Origin of the sequence: Microbacterium sp. F51-2R (genome assembly GCF_052180235.1) — a bacterium.
Classification (GTDB): domain Bacteria; phylum Actinomycetota; class Actinomycetes; order Actinomycetales; family Microbacteriaceae; genus Microbacterium.
This window is the reverse complement of the sequence record NZ_CP197470.1, coordinates 3,637,578-3,662,362: the sequence shown is the minus strand read 5'-3', so window position 1 is coordinate 3,662,362 and position 24,785 is coordinate 3,637,578. Positions and strand designations below refer to the sequence as shown.

The window sequence follows — 24,785 nt, the reverse complement described above, 5'->3', positions numbered from 1 at the left end:
TCGAGAACCACTCAGTGGACGCAAGCACCATACAAAACGGTGTGTTATCAAGTCATCGGCTTATTAGTACCGGTCAGCTTCACGTGTTACCACGCTTCCACATCCGGCCTATCAACCCAGTAGTCTGGCTGGGAGCCTCTCGCCCGAAGGCATGGAAGTCTCATCTTGAGGCCGGCTTCCCGCTTAGATGCTTTCAGCGGTTATCCATCCCGAACGTAGCTAATCAGCGGTGCTCTTGGCAGAACAACTGACACACCAGAGGTTCGTCCAACCCGGTCCTCTCGTACTAGGGTCAGATCCTCTCAAACTTCCTACGCGCGCAGCGGATAGGGACCGAACTGTCTCACGACGTTCTAAACCCAGCTCGCGTACCGCTTTAATGGGCGAACAGCCCAACCCTTGGGACCTACTCCAGCCCCAGGATGCGACGAGCCGACATCGAGGTGCCAAACCATGCCGTCGATATGGACTCTTGGGCAAGATCAGCCTGTTATCCCCGAGGTACCTTTTATCCGTTGAGCGACAGCGCTTCCACAAGCCACTGCCGGATCACTAGTCCCGACTTTCGTCCCTGCTCGACCTGTCAGTCTCACAGTCAAGCTCCCTTGTGCACTTACACTCGCCACCTGATTGCCAACCAGGTTGAGGGAACCTTTGGGCGCCTCCGTTACTTTTTGGGAGGCAACCGCCCCAGTTAAACTACCCACCAGGCACTGTCCCTGAACCGGATTACGGTTCGAAGTTAGATATCCAGAGTGACCAGAGTGGTATTTCAACAATGACTCCACGGTAACTGGCGTCACCGCTTCAAAGTCTCCCACCTATCCTACACAAGCCACACCGAACACCAATACCAAGCTGTAGTAAAGGTCACGGGGTCTTTCCGTCCTGCTGCGCGTAACGAGCATCTTTACTCGTAATGCAATTTCGCCGAGTTCGCGGTTGAGACAGTTGGGAAGTCGTTACGCCATTCGTGCAGGTCGGAACTTACCCGACAAGGAATTTCGCTACCTTAGGATGGTTATAGTTACCACCGCCGTTTACTGGGGCTTAAATTCTGAGCTTCGCCTTGCGGCTAACCCGTCCTCTTAACCTTCCAGCACCGGGCAGGCGTCAGTCCGTATACATCGTCTTGCGACTTGGCACGGACCTGTGTTTTTAGTAAACAGTCGCTACCCACTAGTCTCTGCGGCCTCCAAACGCTTTCGGAGCAAGTCCTAATACGTCGAAGGCCCCCCTTCTCCCGAAGTTACGGGGGCATTTTGCCGAGTTCCTTAACCACGATTCTCTCGATCTCCTTGGTATTCTCTACCTGACCACCTGAGTCGGTTTGGGGTACGGGCGGCTAGAACCTCGCGTCGATGCTTTTCTTGGCAGCATAGGATCACCCACTTTTTATCCGCATCGTGTCTCAGCCTGTATGAGTGACGGATTTGCCTATCACTCGGCCTACGCACTTGCACCAGGACAACCATCGCCTGGCTTGGGCTACCTTCCTGCGTCACACCTGTTAATACGCTAACCGCACCAGCATGGGGTCGTGCGCTAGCTCCAACGCTCTCACCCCGAAGGGATCGATACAAAGGAATTCGGGCACTTAGCACCACTGGATTGATTGGGGCGGTTCTTCGCCGGTACGGGAATATCAACCCGTTGTCCATCGACTACGCCTGTCGGCCTCGCCTTAGGTCCCGACTTACCCAGGGAAGATTAGCTTGACCCTGGAACCCTTGGTCTTTCGGAGGACGTGTTTCTCACACGTCTTTCGCTACTCATGCCTGCATTCTCACTCGTGTAGCCTCCACGGCTGGTTCACACCGCCGCTTCGCTGGCCACACGACGCTCTCCTACCCATCAACACGGCTGGACCACGAAGGCCTACCAATAATGTCAATGCCACAACTTCGGTGGCGTGCTTGAGCCCCGTTACATTGTCGGCGCGGAATCACTTGACCAGTGAGCTATTACGCACTCTTTCAAGGGTGGCTGCTTCTAAGCCAACCTCCTGGTTGTCTAAGCAACTCCACATCCTTTCCCACTTAGCACGCGCTTAGGGACCTTAGTTGGTGGTCTGGGTTGTTTCCCTCTCGACTATGAAGCTTATCCCCCACAGTCTCACTGCTGCGCTCTCACTTACCGGCATTCGGAGTTTGGCTGACGTCAGTAACCTTGTAGGGCCCATCGGCCATCCAGTAGCTCTACCTCCGGCAAGAAACACGCAACGCTGCACCTAAATGCATTTCGGAGAGAACCAGCTATCACGAAGTTTGATTGGCCTTTCACCCCTATCCACAGCTCATCCCCTCAGTTTTCAACCTAAGTGGGTTCGGCCCTCCACGACGTCTTACCGTCGCTTCAGCCTGGCCATGGATAGATCACTTCGCTTCGGGTCTAGGACACGCGACTGAATCGCCCTATTCAGACTCGCTTTCGCTACGGCTACCCCACTCGGGTTAACCTCGCCACGTATCGCTAACTCGCAGGCTCATTCTTCAAAAGGCACGCTGTCACAGCTGCTAGGGCTGCTCCAACGGTTTGTAAGCAAACGGTTTCAGGTACTATTTCACTCCCCTCCCGGGGTACTTTTCACCTTTCCCTCACGGTACTTGTCCGCTATCGGTCATCTGGGAGTATTTAGGCTTATCAGGTGGTCCTGACAGATTCACACGGGATTTCTCGGGCCCCGTGCTACTTGGGATACTCTTCGCGCCAAGGGAGGCATTTCGACTACGGGGTTCGCACCCTCTTTGACCGGCCTTTCAATGCCGTTCGTCTATACCTTCTTGTAACGCCGGCTGCTCGGCAGAACAGCCAGAAAAGTCCCACAACCCCGAATACGCAACTCCTGCCGGATATCACACGTACTCGGTTTAGCCTGTTCCGGTTTCGCTCGCCACTACTAACGGAATCGCGGTTGCTTTCTCTTCCTGTGGGTACTGAGATGTTTCACTTCCCCACGTTCCCTCTACCCGCCCTATATATTCAGGCGGGAGTCACTGGGTCGGCACGCCGCCCAGCGGGGTTTCCCCATTCGGAAATCCTCGGATCAAAGTGTGCTTATCCACTCCCCGAGGCTTATCGCAGATTGCTACGTCCTTCTTCGGCTCCAGATGCCAAGGCATCCACCGTTTGCTCTTAAAGACTTGAAATCACATGAGTTGAATCGTCAATTCGAAAATTGATGACTAATGATCTTTAAGATCATCTAAATGAACCGACCGAAGTCGGCTCAAAGATGCTCGCGTCCACTGTGTAGTTCTCAAAGTACGGGCGGTACCCTCTCCGCACGCCAGCATCGCCAGCGCCAGAAAAGGTCCTGAGGTTCGGTCGGCTCCGAAGAGCACATCCGGTCCCTCAGGACCCAACAGCGTGCATGTGCCGCCAACATCACCCGAACCGTTCCAGCTGCAAGCAGCGTACTGAATCCGGGAAACCCCGACGACACCTCATCAAATGTTCCACCCATGAGCTGACCCCTCGAAGACATTCGCTCCGAGCGGGCTCTGGGATGCCGAAGCATCCAGATGCTCCTTAGAAAGGAGGTGATCCAGCCGCACCTTCCGGTACGGCTACCTTGTTACGACTTAGTCCTAATTACCGATCCCACCTTCGACGGCTCCCTCCACAAGGGTTGGGCCACCGGCTTCAGGTGTTACCGACTTTCATGACTTGACGGGCGGTGTGTACAAGACCCGGGAACGTATTCACCGCAGCGTTGCTGATCTGCGATTACTAGCGACTCCGACTTCATGAGGTCGAGTTGCAGACCTCAATCCGAACTGGGACCGGCTTTTTGGGATTCGCTCCACCTTACGGTATTGCAGCCCTTTGTACCGGCCATTGTAGCATGCGTGAAGCCCAAGACATAAGGGGCATGATGATTTGACGTCATCCCCACCTTCCTCCGAGTTGACCCCGGCAGTATCCCATGAGTTCCCACCATTACGTGCTGGCAACATAGAACGAGGGTTGCGCTCGTTGCGGGACTTAACCCAACATCTCACGACACGAGCTGACGACAACCATGCACCACCTGTTTACGAGTGTCCAAAGAGTTCTACATTTCTGCAGCGTTCTCGTATATGTCAAGCCTTGGTAAGGTTCTTCGCGTTGCATCGAATTAATCCGCATGCTCCGCCGCTTGTGCGGGTCCCCGTCAATTCCTTTGAGTTTTAGCCTTGCGGCCGTACTCCCCAGGCGGGGAACTTAATGCGTTAGCTGCGTCACGGAATCCGTGGAATGGACCCCACAACTAGTTCCCAACGTTTACGGGGTGGACTACCAGGGTATCTAAGCCTGTTTGCTCCCCACCCTTTCGCTCCTCAGCGTCAGTTACGGCCCAGAGATCTGCCTTCGCCATCGGTGTTCCTCCTGATATCTGCGCATTCCACCGCTACACCAGGAATTCCAATCTCCCCTACCGCACTCTAGTCTGCCCGTACCCACTGCAGGCCCGAGGTTGAGCCTCGGGTTTTCACAGCAGACGCGACAAACCGCCTACGAGCTCTTTACGCCCAATAATTCCGGATAACGCTTGCACCCTACGTATTACCGCGGCTGCTGGCACGTAGTTAGCCGGTGCTTTTTCTGCAGGTACCGTCACTTTCGCTTCTTCCCTGCTAAAAGAGGTTTACAACCCGAAGGCCGTCGTCCCTCACGCGGCGTTGCTGCATCAGGCTTTCGCCCATTGTGCAATATTCCCCACTGCTGCCTCCCGTAGGAGTCTGGGCCGTGTCTCAGTCCCAGTGTGGCCGGTCACCCTCTCAGGCCGGCTACCCGTCGACGCCTTGGTGAGCCGTTACCTCACCAACAAGCTGATAGGCCGCGAGCTCATCCCTGACCGAAATTCTTTCCAGACGTTGAAGATGCCTTCACGTCTCGTATCCAGTATTAGCAGCTGTTTCCAACTGTTATCCCAGAGTCAGGGGCAGATTGCTCACGTGTTACTCACCCGTTCGCCACTGATCCAGAGAGCAAGCTCCCCTTCACCGTTCGACTTGCATGTGTTAAGCACGCCGCCAGCGTTCATCCTGAGCCAGGATCAAACTCTCCATAAAGAAATAAAGCGGCAACGACCGGAATAAGGCCGAAGCAGCGAGTTCAATCTGACCAAATGGATGCCATCACTGACATATCCGTTACGCCAATCCGAAGACCGACGATTTGATCCAAAGGAATCTCATCCAGCCAAAGCTGGAACGAGGTTATTTGGCATTTGACAAGTGCACGCTGTTGAGTTCTCAAGGATCGGATGCTCCTGCAACCCAGCCTCACGACCAGGCCCACAGGGCAACTTCTCTGATCCCACCGATCGACGGATCTCCGGACCCGAGCGCTCGCACGAATGCGGACGACCAGAATCTGAGAGATTCGAGGAGTGGTGGGAAGTCCCTATCCTAGCCCAAGAGGCTTACACTGCTCAAGTCGAGCGGTGTGGGAATCGGGGTGGTTCTCCGCTTGAGGGGGGTAAGGCTCTCGGCCTCTCCGCTTCCCTGTGGGGCGAACAAGTAATAAGTTACGCGGCTCCTGGCACTTGGGCAAATCCGGCTCGCATCCCGGGCGTGTCGCCCTGATCCGGCCCGGAATCCCGCGGACTCGGCCCGCCGGGGCCGACGCGGCAGAACGGCCGGGCCACCGGCCCGGCCGTGGCCCTCGCGGCGGGGCGCGGAGCGCAATATCGTCCCCCCATGAGCCCCCAGCCCCACGACCCCGAAGGCCCGCGCGAGATCCTGCGTGCGCTCGGCGTGGATTCGACCGCCGAGCTCGCGGGGGCGGGGCATCCGGTCCCCCTCCCCTCCCGGCTCGCTGTCGGCGACCTCGCGTGGTCGAGTGTCGGCGCCGCGTCGCTCGTGGCGGCGACGATCGCGGGGTCCGGCCGCGTGACCCTCGACCCGGATCGCATCGCGCTCGCCTACGCGAGCGAGCGGTACGGGGCGCTCGACGGCACGCCGCCCATCGCCTTCGCGCCGCTGTCGGGATTCTTCCGCGCGGCGGACGGCTGGGTGCGCACGCACGGCAACTACCCGCACCACGCCCGTGCACTGCGCGGGGCGCTCGGGCTGCCGGACGACGCGGGTGCCGAAGCCGCGGCGGCCGCCCTCGCCTGCATGCCCGCCGACATCTCGGTGCAGGCCATCACCTCACGCGGCGGGATCGCCGCGGCGGTGCTCCCCGAGCATCCCGAGGTCGACGCAGCCCTTCGCTCGGATCCTCTCGGGCGGATCTCCCCGCTCGGCGCCGCTCGCCCGCGCGCGCTCACGCCCGGCCGCGCCGTGCCGCTCGCCGGCGTCCGGGTGCTCGATCTCACTCGCGTCATCGCCGGTCCCGTCGCGACGCGCACCCTCGCGCTCCTCGGCGCGGACGTGCTGCGGGTCGACTCGCCGCACCTCCCCGAGATCGCCTGGCAGCATCTCGACACGGGCCACGGCAAACGATCGGCGCTCCTCGACCTGGCGGACGCGTTCGATCGCGCACGATTCGACGCTCTCGCCGCCCAGGCCGACGTCATCGTGCTCGGCTACCGCCCGGACGGGCTCACGCGACTCGGGCTGTCACCGGCGGACCTCGCGGCGCGGCATCCGGGAATCCTCATCGCGCAACTCTCCGCATGGGGCGCGGCCGATCGGCGCGGCTTCGACAGCATCGTGCAGGCGGCCTCGGGTATCGCGTGGATCGAGTCGCGAGACGGCTCGACGCCCGGCGCGCTTCCCGCACAGGCGCTCGACCACAGCGCGGGGTATCTCCTCGCGACGGCGGTCATGGCGCTCCTCCTGCGGCGCGAGGCGGAGGGCGGATCGTGGCTCGCCGAGACGTCGCTGCGTCGGGTCGCGGCGGAACTGCTCGGGATGCCGCGTGCCGACGAGCCTGCGACGTTCACGCCCGTCGACCCGGCGCCTCACACGCAGACGTTCGACGTGGAGGGCACCGCGGTCACGACCGTCGGGCCCGCGGTGTCGTTCGAGGGCGGCCCCGGGGAGTTCGCGGCGCCGCGCCCGTGGGGCCGCGACGAGCCCGCCTGGGCGGCTCGCGAATAGCCCGTCGCCCGCACGATCGGGGTTGCGGGCGGTTGCGGGGTCACCGGATCGCGAGGTCGGCCCGGCCGCCGGGTCGCCCCGCGACGGGATCAGCCCCGTCGCGGGCCGCCGCGCGACAGGATCAGCCCGTCGCGGGCGTCTGCCGCGCCGCGATCAGGCCGTCGCGGGCCGACGGTTCGCGCGCACGACCTGGACCGTCAGCGCGAGGGCGAGGGTCAGCATCCCCCATGCGGCACACGCCGGCGGGAGCACGCGGTACGCCAGCTGCTGCGGTGTGAAGGCGGCGTCGAAGGGGCCGAGCATCGCGGCCCCGGCGAACCACGCGATGACCAGAGCGGCGGGGAGCGAGAGCCACCACGTCCAGCGCACCCACGTCGGAAGAGTCCGCGGCACCGCGCGAGCGACGGGCCGGCGGAGCAGCCAGGACGCAGCCCAGACGGCGATGACGGCGAGGCCCACGACGCTCGAGCCGTGCTGCAGCCACTTGTAGCCGAGGAGCGGCCCCCACATCTGCTCGAGCGCGGGGATCGCGGTGACTCCCCAGCGCCCCTCGTGCGTGAAGAGGTCCCAGACGATGTGGGTCACGACGCCGAACGCCAGCGAGGCCAGGAGCAGCACGATCGCCGACCACGACAGGCTCCAGCGCTGCGGCCGCCCGGGCTCCCTGCGGGCGTGCACACCGAGCGTGTCGCGCAGCGACCCCGCCGCGCCGCGGTCCCACTCCCCCGGCAGCCGCGCGGCGAGCGGGCCGGGCGAGAGCTCGCGCGCCGCCGGACGCAGGGCGCACCGCCAGAGGAGGAGCAGCACGAGAGCGAGGAGCATCGTCGCGGGAAGCCAGGCCACATCGTGCGTGCGCCCGTAGCCGAGCGGCGCGAATCGGACGAAGAGCGGCAGGTCGGGGGTCATCGCACCGACGGCGATCGCCGCCGGCACGAGAGGCGTGCGCACGAACGGGAGTGCGACGACGGCGTGGCTCGGGGTGAACGGCATACGTCGGCGAGTGAGGCGCTCGGCGGGGAGCGGCCGGTCAGCCCAGGAAGACGCCGGCGAGCGTCTTCTTGCCGCGCCGCAGCACCGAGACCCCTCCGGGCAGCGACCCCGTGACGAGGGCCGCCTCGTCGTCGACGCGCGCGCCGTCGAGCGAGACGCCGCCCTGGGCGATCGCCCTCCGCCCCTCCGACAGGCTGGAGACGAGGCCTGTGTCGACGAGCGCCTGGACGACGGGCGTGCCTTCCGCGACCGTCGCACGAGGAAGCTCTTCGAGGGCCTGCCGCAGCGTGGCGGCGTCGAGCGTCGTCAGGTCGCCCTGACCGAAGAGGGCTTCGGATGCCGCGATCACGGCGGCCGCGGCACCCGCCCCGTGCACGAAGGTCGTGACCTCGAGCGCCAGGCGCTTCTGTGCGGCGCGACGGAAGGGCTCCGACTCGACGAGGCGCTCGTACTCCTCGATCTCGGCGCGCGTGAGGAACGTGAAGATCTTGAGCCGCTGGATCACGTCGTCGTCGTCGGTGTTGAGCCAGAACTGGTACATCCGGTACGGGCTGCACATCGCGGGGTCGAGCCAGATGGCGTTGCCCTCGCTCTTGCCGAACTTCGTCCCGTCGCTGTTGGTGATCAGCGGCGTGCCGATCGCGTGCACCGGCGTGTGCTCCACGTAGTGGATGAGGTCGACGCCGCTCGTGAGGTTGCCCCACTGGTCGGAGCCGCCCGTCTGCAGCACGCAGTCGTAGGTGCGGAACAGCTCGAGGTAGTCGAGCCCCTGGAGGATCTGGTAGCTGAACTCGGTGTAGCTGATGCCCGCTTCGGAGTTGAGGCGCGCGCTCACGGCGTCTTTCTTGAGCATCGTGCCGACGCGGTAGTGCTTGCCGATGTCGCGCAGGAAGTCGATCGCGGTGAGCGGCGCCGTCCAGTCGAGGTTGTTCACGATGCGCGCGGCGTTGTCGCCCTCGAAGCTCAGGAAGCGCTCGACCTGGCCACGCAGGTAGCCGACCCATTCGGCGACGGTCTCTTTCGTGTTGAGCGTACGCTCGGCGCTCGGCCGCGGGTCGCCGATGAGGCCCGTCGAACCGCCGACGAGGCCGAGGGGCTTGTGCCCGGCCAGCTGCAGACGACGCATGAGGAGCAGCTGGACCAGGTTGCCGAGGTGAAGGCTCGGCGCGGTGGGGTCGAATCCGCAGTAGTAGGTGATCGGGCTGCCCGAGAGGAGGACGCGCAGGGCCTGCTGGTCGGTCGAGACGTGCACGAGGCCGCGCCAGACGATCTCGTCCCAGACGTTGTCGAACGTCGGGTCGTTGGCGGGCTCGAGCGCACTCACAGCGTGGTCGGAAGTCGCGGATGACACGCGGATCAGGCTATCAGCGGGGTGCGGATGCCTCGCGCCGGGGTGCCGCGGACCGAGGGGTCGAGGATCACGGCGTCGCGAAGGCCCACCAGACCAGGAGCGCGCCGGCCAGTGCGATGACCCAGCTCACGAGGCTGCCGATGAGGAAGTACTCGGCGCGGTTGCCGGCCGCGCTGTCGCGCGAGATCTCGGGGAACCGGACGATGCCCTTCGCGGCGAGGACCGCGGCCAGGAGCGGATACATCGCGGCGAGGGTCAGCGCGAAGACGAGGACGCGCTCGAGGGGTCCGATGAGCCGGCCGCCCTTGAGGGCCGGTTCGACGGCGAGGGGCGCCGCTTCGTCGACGGATGCCGGGGCCGGAGGTTCCTGGACGGATGCCGCGACCGGAGTCTCGTCGACGGATGCAGCGGCCGGCGCGCCAACGGCGGCGCCGCCGGACGTGTCGGCCGGGGACGAGGCATCCGTCATCGAATCCGCGGGCACCGCGCGCGTGCCCTCCGCGGGATCGGCGGAGACGGCATCGGCCGCGACACGGGCGAGTTGCACGGCCTCTTGCTGGAGTGCCGTGCGCACGACGACGTTGGCGGACTCCATGAGGAAGACGACCGTGCCGACGACGAGGACGATGTGGTCGAACCCGACGCTTCCGAACGGCGTCGCGAGCTCCCACCCGTCGGCGATCACGCCGGCGGCCGAGCGGGCGGGGATCGTGACGACGAGGGCGGCGCAGAGCACGGCGAGCACGACGGCCGGCCAGAAGCCCGCGCGGGCTCGTCCGCCGATCGGGGCGAGCCACACCCAGAGGGCGGCGACCACGATCGCGGCGAGCGCGGCGAGGATCGCGTCGACCAGCACGCCGAGCACGAGGAGGAGCACGGCGCCGGCGACCAGCCCGATCCACCGGCGCGCCGCCGGCAGGAACTCGCGCAGCAGATCGGCCGCGCCGACGGCGAGAAGGACGAGCCCGGCGCCGATCATGCCTGGTCTGCTCTCAACACGAGGAAGCCCTCGACGAGCGCCGGTGCGCCCGAGGCGGCGAGCGCCTGTGAGACGGCGGGCTGCGTGATGCCCTCCTCCTGGGCGAGATCGCGCTGGGTGCGGCCCAGGCAGCGCCCGAAGGTGAGCCGGCGGGCGCGCTCGTTCATCCCGCCGACGAGGTGATCCCGCGCCAGGAGATAGGAGTTGGCGAGCGCCGCGGCCGTGTGCACTCCAGCATCCTCGTCGGGGGATGCGACAACCCACGTGCGCGCGCTCGGCGCGGCGCGCTGCTGCTTGGCGTGGACGGTGTCGATCGCCGCCCGCGCAGCCCACCAGCCCGGGCCGTCCTGCAGCCGGCCGCTCGCGGACTCGAAGCCGTCGACGGCGCCGATCCCGAGCCCGAAGCGGCACTCCACGCCGTCGGGCAAGGCGAGCTGGACCAGGAGGAGCGACGCGAGCGCATCGTCGAGGCTCCCGTAGACGCCCTGCAGCTCGTCGCCGACCGTCGGGCGGAGCGGCTCGAGCGCGAGCGGCAGCTGCTCTTCGATCGCCGCGATCGCGGTGTCGATGGCCCGCTGAGCCGCACCGCGATCGGCGAGGCGGCGGGAGCCGACGATGTCGGCGATCGTGGCAATGACCATGAGATAAGCGTATCACTTATCTTCTTGATAGATAATCAGATCGCTTATCTTTCGCCGGTGATAAGCGCGCTGTCAGAGGCCGAGGGCGTGCGCCGCCGCCTGCGCGCGGCTCACCAGTTCGACGCGCTGCTCGCCGACGCGTTCGGGAGCCGTGCCGCCCGTGCCCGACCGCGAGGCCACCGAGCCCTGCACGGTGAGGACTTCCCGCACCTCAGGCGTCAACGACGGCGAGATCGAGGCGAGCTGCTCGTCGGTGGCTTCGTGGAGTTCGATGCCGTGCTCCTCGCACAGACGCACGAGCGAGCCGGAAATCTCGTGGGCATCGCGGAAGGGCACCCCGCGGCGCACGAGCCAGTCCGCGACATCCGTCGCCAGCGAGAAGCCGAGCGGGGCGAGCTCGGCCATGCGGTCCGTGTGGAAGGTGAGCGTCGCCACCATGCCCGCGAACGCCGGCAGCACGAGCTCGAGGGTCGTGACCGAGTCGAAGACCGGCTCCTTGTCTTCCTGCAGATCGCGGTTGTACGCGATCGGCAGGCCCTTCAGCGTCGTGAGGAGACCCGCGAGGTTGCCGACGAGACGGCCGGCCTTGCCGCGCGCGAGCTCGGCGATGTCGGGGTTCTTCTTCTGGGGCATGATGCTCGACCCCGTGGAGTAGCCGTCGTCGAGGGTCACGAAGCCGAACTCCCGCGTGTTCCACAGGATGACGTCTTCCGCGAAGCGCGACAGGTCGATCCCGATCTGCGCCACGATGTAGGCGAACTCCGCCACGACGTCACGCGCCGACGTGCCGTCGAGGGAGTTCTCGGACGGACGCGCGAGCCCGAGCTCGCGCGCGACGAGCGCGGGGTCGAGGCCCAGGCTGGAACCGGCCAGCGCTCCCCCGCCGTACGGCGAGACCGATGCGCGCGCCGACCAGTCGCGAAGGCGCTCGAGGTCGCGGACCAGGGGCCACGCGTGGGCCTGCAGGTGGTGCGCGAGGAGGATCGGCTGCGCGTGCTGGAGGTGCGTGCGCCCGGGCATGATCGCCTCGGGGTGCGCTTCGGCCTGCGACACGATCGCGTCGACGAGGCGGAGGATGTCGCGTGCGATGACCCTCGAATGATCGAGCAGATACATCCGCACGAGGGTTGCGATCTGGTCGTTGCGGCTGCGGCCGGCGCGGAGCTTGCCGCCGAGCTCGGGTCCGACCTCGCGCAGGAGCGCGGCCTCGAGGGCGCCGTGCACATCCTCGTCGGCGGGGCCGGCGCGGAGGGTGCCGTCCTGGATGCCGCGGGCGAGCACATCGAGGCCCGCGTGCATGGCACGCTCCTCGTCGCCGGTGAGGTAGCCGGCCGCGGCGAGCGCTTTCGCGTGGGCGTGGGAGCCGGCGATGTCGTAGAGGGCGAGCGTCCAGTCGAAGTGCGTCGAGCGGCTCAGCGCCGCGAGCTCGGGCGACGGCCCGGAGGCGAATCGGGCGCCCCAGAGTGCGCCTTCGTTTGTTCCTTCGCCCTTCGCATCGCTCACCGTCCCAGCCTATCGGGGGCGCCGTGGTGCGCCCGGTCTCTGACGACGAGGCGCGCGATGCGGTCGGTCGCCCACTCCAGCGGCCCGCGTCCGACGAGGAGCGCCCACGCCGTGCATCCCACGATCACCCCGAGCGTGATCGGGAGGAACGGCGACAGGGCGCGGAACTCGAGGAGCGCCCGCGTGTCGCCGAGCGCGACCGCCGCCCACACCGCCCACACGAGGATCTGCGCCGTGTAGGCGGTGAGGGGCATCGCGCCGGTCGCGCGCAGCGGCAGCGCGAGCCACACCAGGGCGGTGCGGCAGACGAGGAGGCACGCTCCGACGACGGCCAGCGCGAACCCGCCGGAGCCCACCGCCTCGAGGACACCGCTCGAGTGCGGCAGCGCGGTCCAGGCGCCCGCGAGCGACGGCTGGTCGAGCGACGACTCGAGGGGCGGCTGAGCCGGCGACGGTGCCGTGCCGGAGACGATGTGCAGGCCGTAGCCGAGGGCGGCGAGCCCGACGCCCGCGGCGACCGCGGCGACCTGCACCCGGATGTCGCGGATCCCGGCGCGCGCGAGCCCGAGGCCCGCGAGCACGAACGCGATCCACACCGGGAACGGGTAATGCCAGCCGAGAGCCAGCGACACCTCCTCCCCCACCGGGGTGGACCACACCGGGAGGGCGTCGAGCCACACCTGCACCCACGGCATCACGAGCGCGATCACCCCCGCGACGACGAAGAGCGTCCGCGCGGAGAGCGCCGTGAACGGGATCGCGAGGAGGAACAGCACCGCATAGGCGGGGAGGATCACGAACACCGGCACGCCGGTCGCGATGAGCAGGATGCCGAGGACCCAGAGCACGCCCGCCCGCACGGCCAGGCGCCACCACGCCGTCATCATCGCCGGTATCGCCGGCGGCCTGTCGCCTCCGGTCACGAGGCCCATCGAGACCCCCGCGAGGGTCGCGAAGAGGATCGAGGACCGCCCGTCCACGACCGCGAGATAGGTCGACGGATCGTTCCACACGAGGTCGGGGAACGTCACGAGGTGCGCCGTGAGCATCCCGACGATCGCGAGCCCGCGAGCGAGGTCGATGCCCGTGACGCGAGGCGCGTCGTTGAGCCGCTCCCATCGGGAGCGCAGCGCGGTGCGCCCGGTCAGTCCTGCCGGAGCAGCCACACCAGCAGGGCCTTCTGCGCGTGGAGCCGGTTCTCGGCCTCGTCCCACACGACGCTCTGCGGTCCGTCGATGACCTCGGCATCCACTTCGTATCCCCGGTCGGCCGGGAGGCAGTGGATGAAGATCGCCTCGGGCCGGGCGAGGCTCATGATCTCCTGCGTCACCTTGAAGGCACCCAGATCGCGCAGGCGTGCGAGCTTCTCCTCCTCCTTGCCCATCGACACCCACGTGTCGGTCACGATGACGTCGGCGCCGGCCGCGGCCTCGTTGGGGTCGGTGTAGAGGGTCACGGAGCCGCCGGTCTCGGCCGCGCGGCGGTCGGCGTCGGCGATCACGTCGTCGCGCGGCGCGTAGTCCTCGGGCGAGGCGACGCGGACGTGCATCCCCGCTGTCACGCAGGCCAGGACGTACGAGTGCGCCATGTTGGAGCGGCCGTCGCCGAAGAACGAGAGCGTGAGCCCCTTGAGCTCGCCCTTGTGCTCCTTGATGGTCAGGAGGTCGGCGAGCAGCTGGCACGGGTGGAAGTCGTCGCTCAGCGCGTTGACGACGGGTACGCGCGTGCCTGCGGCCATCTCTTCGAGCCCCGCCTGCGCGTACGTGCGCCACACGATGGCGGCCACCTGGCGCTCGAGGACGCGTGCCGTGTCGCTCGGGGTCTCCTTGCCGCCGAGCTGGCTGTTCGCCGTCGAGATGATGAGGGGCGACCCGCCCAGATCGGCGATCCCGACGGCGAACGAGACCCGCGTGCGGGTCGAGGACTTGTCGAAGATCACGGCGACCGTCTGGGGGCCCTCGAGCGGCTTGAGCTTCCACCGATCCTTCTTTAGGGCGACCGCGAGGTCGAGGATCTCGTCCTGCTCGGACTGCGACAGGTCGTCGTCGCGCAGCAAGTGGCGGGTCATGCGGTCACCTCGGCGTCCGTTCCGTCCAGCACGAGCGCGTCCGCGACGGTCGCGAGCGACGCGGCGAACAGCTCGGTGAACTCGTCGATCTCCACGTCGCCGATGATGAGCGCCGGCGCGAGCCGGATCGTCTCGTCGTTGGCGGCATTGACGATGAGCCCGTGCTCCAGTGCGGCCGCGACGACCGCTTTGGCGACGGGATGCTTCAGCGCGACGCCGATGAGAAGGCCCTTGCCGCGGCATCCGTCGACCAGAGGCGAGCCGATCGACTCGATCGCCGCGCGCAGCTGCAGGCCGCGGAGCGTCGCATTCGCGACGAGGTCGGCACGCTCGATCTCGGCGAGGACGGCACCGGCGACGGCGGTGCCGAGCGCGTTGCCGCCGAACGTCGATCCGTGGGTGCCGGGGTAGAAGAGGTCGCTCGCGGCCTCGAACGTGATGAGCGCGCCGATCGGGAAGCCGCCGCCTATGCCCTTGGCGACCGTGATCGCGTCGGGCGTGATGCCTTCGCCCTGGAAGGCGAACCACTCGCCCGTGCGCCCGGCGCCCGTCTGGATCTCGTCGATGATGAGGAGGGCGCCGTGGCGAGCGGTCAGCTCTCGCGCGGCGCGGAGGAAACCCTCGGGCAGCTCGATGACACCCGCCTCCCCCTTGATCGGCTCGACGAACAGCGCCGCGACGCGGTCGTCCATCGCGGCCTCGAGCGCCTCGATCGTGGAGTCGATGAACTCGACGCCGCCGACCATGGGGAGGAACGGCTCCTGCATCCACGGCTTGCCGGTGAGGGCGAGCGTGCCCATCGTGCGGCCGTGGAAAGCGTCCTTCAGGGAGAGGATGCGGGGGCGCTCGGCGCCGCCGTGCAGACGCGCGAGCTTGAACGCGGCCTCGTTGGCCTCGGCTCCCGAGTTGCCGAAGTAGACCCGGCCCGAGGGACCCGTCCCCGCGAGGCGCTTGAGGCGCGCGGCGAGATCGAGCTGCGGCTGCGTCGCGAAGTAGTTCGAGACGTGCGCGAGCTTGGCGGCCTGCGCCGAGATCGCCTCGACGAACACCGGGTGGGCGTGGCCGAGAGAGTTCACCGCGATCCCCGCGAGGAAGTCGAGGTAGCGTCGCCCGTCACCATCCCACAGGTATGCGCCCTCGCCGCGCGTGAAGAGCGCCATCCGGTCGCCGAAGCTGCGCACGAGGTCACGCCCCGCGTCATCCTGCCACGTCGTCGTCGTCATCCGACCACCACCTCCGTTCCGATTCCCTTGTTCGTGAAGATCTCGACGAGCACCGAATGCGGCACCCGTCCGTCGATGATCGCCGCCGTCTCGACCCCGCCCTCGACGGCCTCGAGGCACGCCTGCATCTTGGGGATCATGCCCGACTCGAGCGTCGGGAGGATCTCGCGCAGCTCGGTCGAGGTGAGGTGCGCCACGAGCGAGTCGCGGTTCGGCCAGTCGGCGTAGAGCCCCGGCACGTCGGTGAGCACGACGAGCTTCGCCGCGCCGAGCGCCGTCGCGAGCGCGGCGGCCGCGGCATCCGCGTTGACGTTGAGCGAGTGACCGGGGTTGTCGAGATCGGGAGCGATGCTCGAGACCACCGGGATGCGGCCGGCCGCGAGCTGGTCGAGCACGGGTTGCGGGTCGACCTGGACGACGTCGCCGACGCGTCCGAGATCGTGCTCGACCCCGTCGACGGTCACGCCGCGGCGCCGGCCGCCGAAGAGGCCGGCGTCTTCGCCCGAGAGCCCCGCGGCGAGAGGACCGTGCGCGTTGATCTTGGCGACGAGCTGCGGATTGATCTGGCCCGTCAGCACCATGCGCACGACCGAGATCGCCTCGGTCGAGGTGACGCGGTAGCCGCCCTTGAACTCCGACGGGATCGCGAGGCGATCGAGCATCGACGAGATCTGCGGACCCCCGCCGTGCACGACGACGGGCTTGATCCCGACGTAGCGGAGGTAGGCGATGTCGGCCGCGAAGGCGTCCTGCAGCTCCTCGGAGACCATGGCGTTGCCGCCGTACTTGATGACGACGATCTGGTCGCTGAAGCGACGCAGCCACGGCAGCGACTCGATGAGGGTCGCCGCTTTCGCGCTGGCTTCGTGGGGATCTGTCTGCTGCAGCTTGTCGGTCATGTCGCGTAGGCGCTGTTCTCGTGGACGTAGTCGTGCGTCAGGTCGTTCGTGAGGATCGTCGCGGCCGCGTCGCCGACCTTGAGATCGATGACGAGGCGGGTCGCGCGGGGGGTGAGGTCGACGGCCTCGCGCGGCTGATCGGGACCCCCCGCGGAGCACACGCGGACGCCGTTCATCCACACGTCGACGTCGTAGGGGTCGAACGCGGCCTCGGTCGTGCCGATGGCGGCCAGGACGCGGCCCCAGTTGGGGTCGTTGCCGAAGATGGCGGCCTTGAAGAGGTTGTTGCGCGCGACAGAGCGTCCGACCTCGACGGCGTCCTCCTCGGAGGCGGCGTGCACGACCTCGATCGTGATGTCGTGGCTCGCGCCCTCGGCATCCCCCTGCAGCTGGCGCGCGAGATCGCTGCAGACCTCGGCGAGCGCCGCGCGGAAGGCCTCGGCATCGGGCGTGACCCCCGACGCACCGCTCACGAGCAGCGACACCTGGTCGTTGGTCGACATGCAGCCGTCCGAGTCGAGGCGGTCGAAGCTCACGCGGGTGGCCGCCCGCAGATGCGCGTCGGCCTCCTCGGAGGTCAGGACGGCGTCGGTCGTGAGGACGACGAGCATCGTCGCGAGACCGGGCGCCAGCATCCCGGCGCCCTTGGCCATCCCGCCGATCTTCCAGCCGTCGCCCTCGTGGACGCTCCGCTTCGGGCGGGAGTCGGTCGTCATGATGGCTTCGGATGCCGCGACCCCGCCGTCGGCGCTCAGCTGCGCGATGGCCTGCTCGGCGCCGGCGAGCACCTTGGCGCGGAACACCTCGTCGCCGGTGCCGATGAGGCCCGTCGAGCAGACGAGGATGTCGCCCGCGCTCACGCCGAGGAGCTCGGCGGCCTTCTCGGCCGTCTGGTGCGTCGTCTGGAATCCGAACGAGCCCGTGAAGCAGTTGGCGCCGCCGGAGTTGAGGACGATCGCCTCGACCGTTCCGTCCTGGATGACCTGCTGCGACCACAGGATCGGGTTGGCCTTCGCGCGATTGCTCGTGAACACCGCGGCACCGACCTTGAGAGGACCCCGGTTGACCACGACGGCGATGTCGGCATTGCCGCTCGACTTGAGTCCGGCCGCGACACCGGCGGCCTCGAATCCGCGGGGGGCGGTGACGGTCACGATGCTGTCCTCAGGCTCGCGGCTGCCGTTGTGGTCGTGGCTGCCGTTCTGTTCGCGGCAGCCGGTGTGGTCGCGGCTGCCCCTGTGCTCGCTGCTGGTCTTGCGTTCGCGGCGCTCACGGTGCCACTCCGTTCACGGTGAGAGCCCGGCCCTCCGGAAGGCCGAGCGCGATGTTCATGGACTGCACGGCGGCGCCCGCCGTGCCTTTGACGAGATTGTCGACGGCGGCGACGACGGTCACGCGTCCTGCGTCGCGGTCGATCGCGAGACCGAGGAGCGCCGTGTTTGCGCCGATGACGTCGGCCGTGCGCGGGAACTGGCCCGCCGGCAGCAGCTGCACGAAGGTCTCGCCGCCATACGCCGACTCCCACGCCCCGCGGATGTCGTCATCGGTCGCGCCGGGCGCGATCGGGGCCGTGGAGGTCGCGAGGATGCCGCGGGCCATGGGCACGAGGACCGGCGTGAAGGAGATGCGGATGCCCGAGGGCTCCCGCTGCCCGGCCGCGGCGAGCGCCTGGCGGATCTCGGGGATGTGCCGATGCGTCCCGCCGACCGCGTAGGGGTTGGCGGTGCCGAGGATCTCGCTCGCGAGGAGGTTGGTCTTGAGGCTCTTCCCGGCGCCGGACGGGCCGACGGCGAGCACCGTGACGATGTCGGAGGCGTCGATGACACCGGCGGCGACGCCGGGCGCGAGGCTCAGGCTGACCGTCGACGCGTTGCAGCCGGGGGCGGCGATCCGGGTCGCGCCGACGAGCCTCTCGCGCTGCGTGCCGCCCGCGACGGGGAGCTCGGGGACGCCGTAGACCCACGGCTCGTGGAAGGCGCCCCCGTAGAACCGGTCCCAGTCGGCCTGCGACGTCAGGCGGTGATCGGCGCCCGCGTCGATGACGAGAGCCGCGTCGGCCAAGGCATCCGTGTACTGGCCCGACTGCCCGTGCGGGAGGGCGAGGAAGACGATGTCGTGACCCGCGAGCACCTCGGGCGTCGTGTCGTCGAGCGTGAGGTGCGCGAGCGAGCGGAGGTGCGGCTGGTGCTGGATGAGGGGCTGTCCGGCGTTCGAATGCGCCGTCACGGTGCGGATCTCGACGTCGGGATGTGCGGCGAGGATCCGGAGGATCTCACCGCCCGCATAGCCGGATGCGCCGGAGACGGCGACCGAGTACGTCATGGATTCCACCTTAAGGTCTGGGCGCGGGGACGAAGTTCAGCCGAGCCCCGGATGACAGGGGCCGGAAGAGGCGGCGACGCCCGCCGGGGTCCGCGAGGGACCGCGCGCAGGGTCGCCTAGAGTCGGCGTCCGCCCTGACGTCGGCGCGCGGGAACGACGCTCGGAAGGAGCGTCGGAAGTCCCGTGGCGGCCGAAGGCATGTCGCGACGATATCGGCGGGCCCCCGGCATCCGCAAATCGGATGTCACTCGAGCTCGGCGACGACGGCGGGTCCGAGGCACCCGTGTCACGGGAGCTCGGCGATGACGGCGAGCTCCTCCTCGCGCGTGAGGCCCGACCGCCGCTCGCGATCGAGGCCCCGCTCGCGCTCGTCGGCGAGGGTGTCGCGAAGCGTGTCGGTGAGAGGGCGCAGGCCTCCCCCGGCACCGCGATAGACGGCGTTCGTGCGGGTCGAGAAGCCGTTCATGTCGGCGGGGAGCCAGAGCGGGAGCGAGCGCGGCCCCATCCAGAACCGGACGTCGTGCGCCTGCAGCCACTCGTCGTCGGCGTGGCGGAGGTCGCCCGTGTGCCCGGCCGCAGCCCGGGCGTCGGCGAGCAGGTCCCCGAGCGGCACGGAGTCGCCGATCGCGTTGGCGATCCCGGTCCAGCGGTGACGCCCCACCTCGACGACGAAGTCGGCGAGATCGCGGACGTCGATCACCTGGGCGCTGCGCCCCTGCGTCTCGGGGACGAGCACGGGGCCGTCCGCCGCCGCGGCGAAGCGCGCGACCCAGTATCCGAACCGATCGGACGGGTCGCCGGGGCCGACGATGAGCCCCGGGCGCACGATCGCCGCGCGCTCTCCCAGCGCTTCGCGGACGGATGCCTCGGCCGCGACCTTCGCGCGCCCGTAGTCGTACTCGTCGTCCGGCCGCGCCGGCTCGAGGAGGGCCGCCGACTCGTCGGCGCCCTCGACGTCGCTCTCGGCGTAGACCGAGAGCGTGGAGACGTAGGTCCAGTGCGCCGCGCGCGCGGCGAGGGCGGCGCAGGCGGATGCCACGTGCCCCGCGTCGGACGAGATGTCGACGACCTCGTCCCAGTCGCGCTGCGCGACGACGTCGTAGGCGCCCGGCTCGGCGCGGTCGGCCTCGACGAGCGTCGCCCCCTCGGGCGCGGGGCGGCCGCCGCGCGCGAGGCAGGTGACCTCTGCGCCCGCCGCGATCCAGCCGCGAGCGACGTGGCCGCTCAGCCAGCCCGTGCCGCCGAGGATGAGGACGGCGGTCACGCGTGGACGACCTTCTCGTCGAGGAACTCCAGCACGCGCGCCCATGCCTCCATCGCGTGGGCGGCGCTGTACCGGCTGCCGGTGTCGTTGAAGAACGCGTGCTGCGCACCGGGGTACACGACGGCCTCGAAATCGACGCCGGCATCGGCCATCGCCTGGCGGACGGCCGGGAGCGCGTCGATGAGGGAAGGATCGCGCTCGCCGTAGAGGGCGAGCACGGGAGCCTGGATCTGCGCGATGCGGTCGGGGCTCGGCGCCGTGCCGTAGAACGGGACGGCGGCGCGGATGCGGTCGTCCGACGCCGCGAGCGCGAAGGCGTAGGTGCCGCCGAAGCAGAAGCCCGTGACGGCGATCCGCCCGTCGACGTCGGGCTGCTCCTCGAGCCAGTCGACGACGGCCGTCAGCGCCTGCACCGCCCACTCGGCGTATCCGGGCGCGCGCATCTCGGAGAGGGCGTCGCGGAGGCGGGGCTGTGCGGCCGTGCGGACCGCCTCATCCGGGCTGTTCAGCAGTTCGAAGAGCTCTTCGCCCGGGTGCGGCGCGACTCCCGCCTTGCTGAGGATGTCGGGGGCGGCGACGAGCCAGCCCTCCTCGGCGAACCGGTCGGCGACGTCGCGGATGTGGGGCACGAGCCCCCAGACCTCGTGGATGAGCACGAGACCGCCGACGATCGCGGCATCCTCCGCTCCGGGTCTGGCGACGTAGACGTCGAACTGCGTGTCATCGGGCGCCGTGAGCTGGATGGTCTCGGACACACGTCTCCTCGGGTCGGGGTTTCCAACCTACGCCCGCAGGAGCGCGGCGCGCCCGGCGAGTGCACACGTTATCGCCGAGACCACACGTCGCTCGCGACGATGACGTGCGGTTTCGGCGAGAACGTACGATCCCGACGGGCGCGGGAGGGTGCGTGCGCGGGCCGGCTACTCGCGGAGGGTGGCGCCGAAGGCGACGGATGCCGCGGCGACGCCCGCGAGCTTCGCCTCGGTGGCCTCGGCCGCCGTCAGGGTGCGGTCGGGGGCCCGGAAGCGGAGCGCGAACGTGAGGCTCTTCGCGCCCTCGGGCACGCCCGGGCCGCGGTAGTCGTCGACGAGGCGCGCCGACTCGAGCAGCTCGCCGGCGCCCTCGACGAGCGCGGCGCGGAGCGCCGCGGCGGGAACCTCGGCGGCCAGCACGAGCGACACGTCCTGCGTGGCGGCCGGGAACGTCGAGAGCGACGCCGCGACGACCTTCTCGCCCGCGAGCGACAGGACGAGGTCGAGGTCGAGCTCGGCGACGTACACGCGCCCCGGAAGATCGGATGCCTCGGCCACCGCGGGAAGGACCTCGCCGACGTAGCCGACCTCGGTGCCCCCGACCGAGAGCACGCCGGTGCGGCCCGGGTGAAGCGCCGTGCGCTGCCCCTGGGCGACATCGATCGAGACACCGGCGGCGGCCGCGATGACGCGGACGGCGTCGAGCGCATCCGAGAGGTCGGCGGCGACGGGCGCCTGCGCCGGCTGCTTCGCGACGACGCCGCCCGTCAGCAGCACCGCGATGTGGCGGTGCTGCGGCGGGATCGAGGCGTCGAGCTCGGCGAGGGTCGCGGCATCCGGCCTCACGGCGAGGGGCGGAACCGACGACGTGCCGTAGCGCACACCCGGCTCGGGGAGGAAGACGGTTCCGCTCTCGAAGAGCGACAGGTCGGTGAGACCGCGCGACAGGTTGCGGTGCGCGACCTGGAGCAGGCCCGGCACGAGCGAGCGCCGCAAGAACGGCGACTGCCCGTCGAGGGGGTTGGCCAGCTTGATCGAGGGGAGATGCTCCCCCGACGGCGACCCGTGGAGGTCGTTGAGCTCTTCGGTCGTGAAGCCGAAGGACGGCGTCTCGACGAATCCGGCGGCGGCGAGCGCGTTGGCGACGCGCCGGCGACCGTGCTGCGCCGGGGTCAGGCCGCGGCCCGACGGCGGGAGCGGCAGCACGGAGGGGATGCGGTCGTAGCCCTCGATGCGGGCGACCTCTTCGGCGAGCGTCCACTTGTCGGTGAGGTCGGGGCGCCACGTGGGCGGCACGACCTGCCACCCGGCCGAGGACTCCTCGACGCGGCATCCGATCGTCTCGAGGGCACCGACGATCTCGCCTGTCGTGTATGCGACCCCGATGAGACCCGGGACGAATCCGCTCGGCAGCTCGATGGGGCGCGTCTCGAGCGTGCGCATGAGGGCACCGCCGGACTGCGTGTCGGTGCCGCCGGCGTACTGCACCATGAGCTCGGCGACCCGCGCGGCCGCGACGAACGGGATCGCCGGGTCGACGCCGCGCTCGAAGCGACGGGATGCCTCGCTCGGCAGCTTGTGCCGGCGGGCCGTGCGCGCGATCGACACGGTGTCGAAGGTGGCCGCCTCGATCAGAACGTTGCGCGTCGTGGCGCTCATCTCGGTCGTGCCGCCGCCCATGACGCCTGCCAGGCCGATGGGGCCCGAGGCATCCGTGATCAGCAGATCCTCCGCCGAGAGCGTGCGCACCTTGCCGTCGAGCGTCTCGAGCTTCTCTCCCGCCGCCGCGCGGCGCACGGTGATGCCGCCCTGCAGCTTGTCGAGGTCGTAGCCGTGGATCGGCTGACCGAGCTCGAGCATGACGTAGTTCGTGATGTCGATGAGGATGCCGAGCGAGCGGATGCCCGCGAGGGTCAGCCGCGCCACCATCCAGGCGGGGGTGGGCTTGGTCGGGTCGACGTCGCGGACGATGCGCGCGACGAACTCGCTCGCACCCTCGCGGCCGCGGATGGGCGACTCGTCGGCGACGGCCACCGAGAAGGCCTCGGCGTCACGGAGGTCGGCTTCGCCGGCCGCGCGCGCGGCGGGGTCGCGGAAGGCCGCGCCGGTCGCGTGCGAGTACTCGCGGGCGACGCCGCGCACCGAGAGCGCGTACCCGCGGTCGGGAGTGACGTTGATGTCGACGGCGACGTCGTCGAGGCCGAGGAGCGCGATGGCGTCGGTGCCGACGGGTGCGTCGATGCCGAGCTCGACCAGGCGCAGGATGCCCGAGTGCTCGTCGCCGAGACCCAGTTCCTTCGCCGAGGCGATCATGCCGTCCGAGACATGGCCGTACGTCTTGCGGGCGGCGATCGGGAAGGGCCCCGGGAGAACCGAGCCCGGAAGGGTCACCACGACCTTGTCGCCCGCGAAGAAGTTGCGGGCGCCGCACACGATGCCGTGCACGGCGGGGCCGCCGTCGGCGGCGAGGTCGTCACCCGGCGCGACGCGCACCTGGCACCAGCGGATCGTCTTGCCGTTGGACTGCGGCTCCTCGACGAACTCGAGCACCTCGCCGACCACGATCGGGCCCTGGAGCTCGAAGCGGTGGATGTCCTCCTCCTCGAACCCGACGCGCACCAGCGCCGCGAGGACATCCTCGGCCGAGGCATCCGTCGGCACATCGACATGCTCACGCAGCCACGAAAGCGGGACGCGCATCAGACCACCATCCCGAACTGCTCGCTGAAGCGGACATCGCCCTCGGCCATGTCTCGCATGTCCTGGACGTCGGAGCGGAACATGAGGGTCCGCTCGATGCCCATGCCGAAGGCGAAGCCCGAGTACTCCTCGGGGTCGATGCCCGCGGCGCGGAGGACGTTGGGGTTCACCATGCCGCAGCCGCCCCACTCGATCCAGCGCGCGCCGCCCTTGAAGGTCGGGTGCCACAGGTCGAGCTCGGCGGACGGCTCGGTGAAGGGGAAGTAGTTGGCGCGGAAGCGCGTCTTGGCCTCGGGGCCGAAGAGCACGCGCGCCGCGTGGTCGAGGGTGCCCTTGAGGTGGGCCATCGTGATGCCCCGGTCGATGACGAGACCCTCGAACTGCGTGAAGACCGGCAGGTGCGTCGCGTCGAACTCGTCGGTGCGGTACACGCGGCCGGGGCACAGGACGTAGATCGGGAGGTCACGCTCGAGCATCGAGCGCACCTGCACGGGCGAGGTGTGCGTGCGCATGACGAGGTGCCGCTCGACGGGGTCGACGAAGAACGTGTCCTGCATCTGGCGCGCGGGGTGGTCCTCGTCGAAGTTCAGGGCGTCGAAGTTGAACCACTCGTGCTCGAGCTCGGGGCCTTCGGCGATCTCCCACCCCATGCCGACGAAGATCTCGGCGATCTCCTCCTGCAGGAGGGAGATCGGATGCCGCGCCCCGACGCGGGCCCGCTGAGGCAGCGCCGTGATGTCGACGCGCTCGGCCTCCAGTCGTGCGACGGTCTCGGCGGCGTCGACCTCGGCCTCGCGCGCGGCGAGCGCCTGATTGACGCGCCCCCGGGCCTGGCCGATGAGCTTGCCGTACTCGGCCTTGTGCTCGGGGGCGACATCGCGCAGGCGCGCGTTGAGCCTCGCCAGCGGCGAGCCCTCGGCGCTGTGAGCGGAGCGCGCGGCCTTCAGGTCGGCCGTCGTGGAGGCTGCGGCGAACGCCGCCAGCGCCGCCGCGACAGCATCCTCCACCGCCTGGGGCGTGATCTCGGGAACGTCAGACACGAAGATCGAGTCTACCGGC

General features: G+C 68.4%; 16 protein-coding genes and 2 rRNA genes. 1 reads left to right on the top strand and 17 read right to left on the bottom strand.

The annotated features are described in order from the left end of the window. Positions 1-43: 43 nt before the first annotated feature. Positions 44-3,149: ribosomal RNA gene (locus ACSBPH_RS16075) — 23S ribosomal RNA — on the bottom strand. 386 nt (positions 3,150-3,535) lie between these two features. Continuing rightward, positions 3,536-5,057 (bottom strand): 16S ribosomal RNA (locus tag ACSBPH_RS16070). The 16S and 23S rRNA genes sit together here, the layout of an rRNA operon. Before the next feature lie 630 nt (positions 5,058-5,687). On the opposite strand from ACSBPH_RS16070, the gene ACSBPH_RS16065 reads away from it, so the two are divergent. Then, entirely contained in the window at positions 5,688-7,034 is a 1,347-nt protein-coding gene (locus ACSBPH_RS16065; RefSeq protein ID WP_442575319.1) for a CoA transferase, read from the top strand. A 153-nt stretch (positions 7,035-7,187) separates the two neighbouring features. Here the strand turns inward: ACSBPH_RS16065 and ACSBPH_RS16060 are convergent, their stop codons facing one another. The 15 genes from ACSBPH_RS16060 to pheS form a co-directional block, all read right to left on the bottom strand. Next, complete coding sequence (locus tag ACSBPH_RS16060; RefSeq protein ID WP_442575318.1) at positions 7,188-8,024, bottom strand: DUF4184 family protein; 837 nt, start codon at positions 8,022-8,024, stop codon at positions 7,188-7,190. Positions 8,025-8,061: 37 nt separating this feature from the next. Beyond that, positions 8,062-9,375, bottom strand: a complete 1,314-nt coding sequence (gene tyrS / locus ACSBPH_RS16055; RefSeq protein ID WP_442575317.1) for a tyrosine--tRNA ligase — start codon at positions 9,373-9,375, stop codon at positions 8,062-8,064. 67 nt (positions 9,376-9,442) lie between these two features. Then, a complete protein-coding gene (locus ACSBPH_RS16050; RefSeq protein WP_442575316.1) occupies positions 9,443-10,354 on the bottom strand; it encodes a hypothetical protein in 912 nt (303 codons plus the stop codon). After that, entirely contained in the window at positions 10,351-10,995 is a 645-nt protein-coding gene (locus tag ACSBPH_RS16045) for a SatD family protein (protein ID WP_442575315.1), read from the bottom strand. The genes ACSBPH_RS16050 and ACSBPH_RS16045 overlap by 4 nt, the downstream gene beginning before the upstream one ends. 72 nt (positions 10,996-11,067) lie before the next feature. Continuing rightward, on the bottom strand, positions 11,068-12,498 hold the full coding sequence (argH, locus tag ACSBPH_RS16040; RefSeq protein ID WP_442575314.1) for an argininosuccinate lyase: 1,431 nt from the start codon (positions 12,496-12,498) through the stop codon (positions 11,068-11,070). After that, the gene (locus tag ACSBPH_RS16035) at positions 12,495-13,664 is read right to left on the bottom strand and encodes a heparan-alpha-glucosaminide N-acetyltransferase domain-containing protein (protein WP_442575313.1); all 1,170 of its coding nucleotides are present in this window, start codon (positions 13,662-13,664) and stop codon (positions 12,495-12,497) included. The genes argH and ACSBPH_RS16035 overlap by 4 nt, the downstream gene beginning before the upstream one ends. Then, positions 13,643-14,566 carry an ornithine carbamoyltransferase gene (argF, locus tag ACSBPH_RS16030; RefSeq protein WP_442575312.1) on the bottom strand — a complete coding sequence of 308 codons (924 nt, stop codon included), beginning with the start codon at positions 14,564-14,566 and terminating at the stop codon, positions 13,643-13,645. Before argF ends, ACSBPH_RS16035 begins: the two co-directional genes overlap by 22 nt. After that, positions 14,563-15,789 (bottom strand): acetylornithine transaminase, encoded by a 1,227-nt coding sequence (locus ACSBPH_RS16025; protein WP_442575311.1) that lies wholly within the window; start codon positions 15,787-15,789, stop codon positions 14,563-14,565. The genes argF and ACSBPH_RS16025 overlap by 4 nt, the downstream gene beginning before the upstream one ends. Further along, positions 15,786-16,688, bottom strand: coding sequence for an acetylglutamate kinase (gene argB, locus ACSBPH_RS16020; RefSeq protein WP_442575310.1), 903 nt, complete (start codon positions 16,686-16,688; stop codon positions 15,786-15,788). The genes ACSBPH_RS16025 and argB overlap by 4 nt, the downstream gene beginning before the upstream one ends. Continuing rightward, entirely contained in the window at positions 16,685-17,842 is a 1,158-nt protein-coding gene (gene argJ / locus ACSBPH_RS16015) for a bifunctional glutamate N-acetyltransferase/amino-acid acetyltransferase ArgJ (RefSeq protein ID WP_442575309.1), read from the bottom strand. Before argJ ends, argB begins: the two co-directional genes overlap by 4 nt. Positions 17,843-17,957: 115 nt before the next feature. After that, the gene (argC, locus tag ACSBPH_RS16010; protein WP_442575308.1) at positions 17,958-19,010 is read right to left on the bottom strand and encodes an N-acetyl-gamma-glutamyl-phosphate reductase; all 1,053 of its coding nucleotides are present in this window, start codon (positions 19,008-19,010) and stop codon (positions 17,958-17,960) included. Positions 19,011-19,296: 286 nt separating this feature from the next. Beyond that, positions 19,297-20,274 (bottom strand): NAD-dependent epimerase/dehydratase family protein, encoded by a 978-nt coding sequence (locus ACSBPH_RS16005; RefSeq protein ID WP_442575307.1) that lies wholly within the window; start codon positions 20,272-20,274, stop codon positions 19,297-19,299. Further along, positions 20,271-21,029 (bottom strand): dienelactone hydrolase family protein, encoded by a 759-nt coding sequence (locus ACSBPH_RS16000; protein WP_442575306.1) that lies wholly within the window; start codon positions 21,027-21,029, stop codon positions 20,271-20,273. The genes ACSBPH_RS16005 and ACSBPH_RS16000 overlap by 4 nt, the downstream gene beginning before the upstream one ends. Before the next feature lie 165 nt (positions 21,030-21,194). Further along, positions 21,195-23,726 carry a phenylalanine--tRNA ligase subunit beta gene (gene pheT, locus ACSBPH_RS15995; RefSeq protein ID WP_442575305.1) on the bottom strand — a complete coding sequence of 844 codons (2,532 nt, stop codon included), beginning with the start codon at positions 23,724-23,726 and terminating at the stop codon, positions 21,195-21,197. Further along, positions 23,726-24,766 carry a phenylalanine--tRNA ligase subunit alpha gene (gene pheS / locus ACSBPH_RS15990; protein WP_442575304.1) on the bottom strand — a complete coding sequence of 347 codons (1,041 nt, stop codon included), beginning with the start codon at positions 24,764-24,766 and terminating at the stop codon, positions 23,726-23,728. Before pheS ends, pheT begins: the two co-directional genes overlap by 1 nt. Positions 24,767-24,785 lie beyond the last annotated feature (19 nt).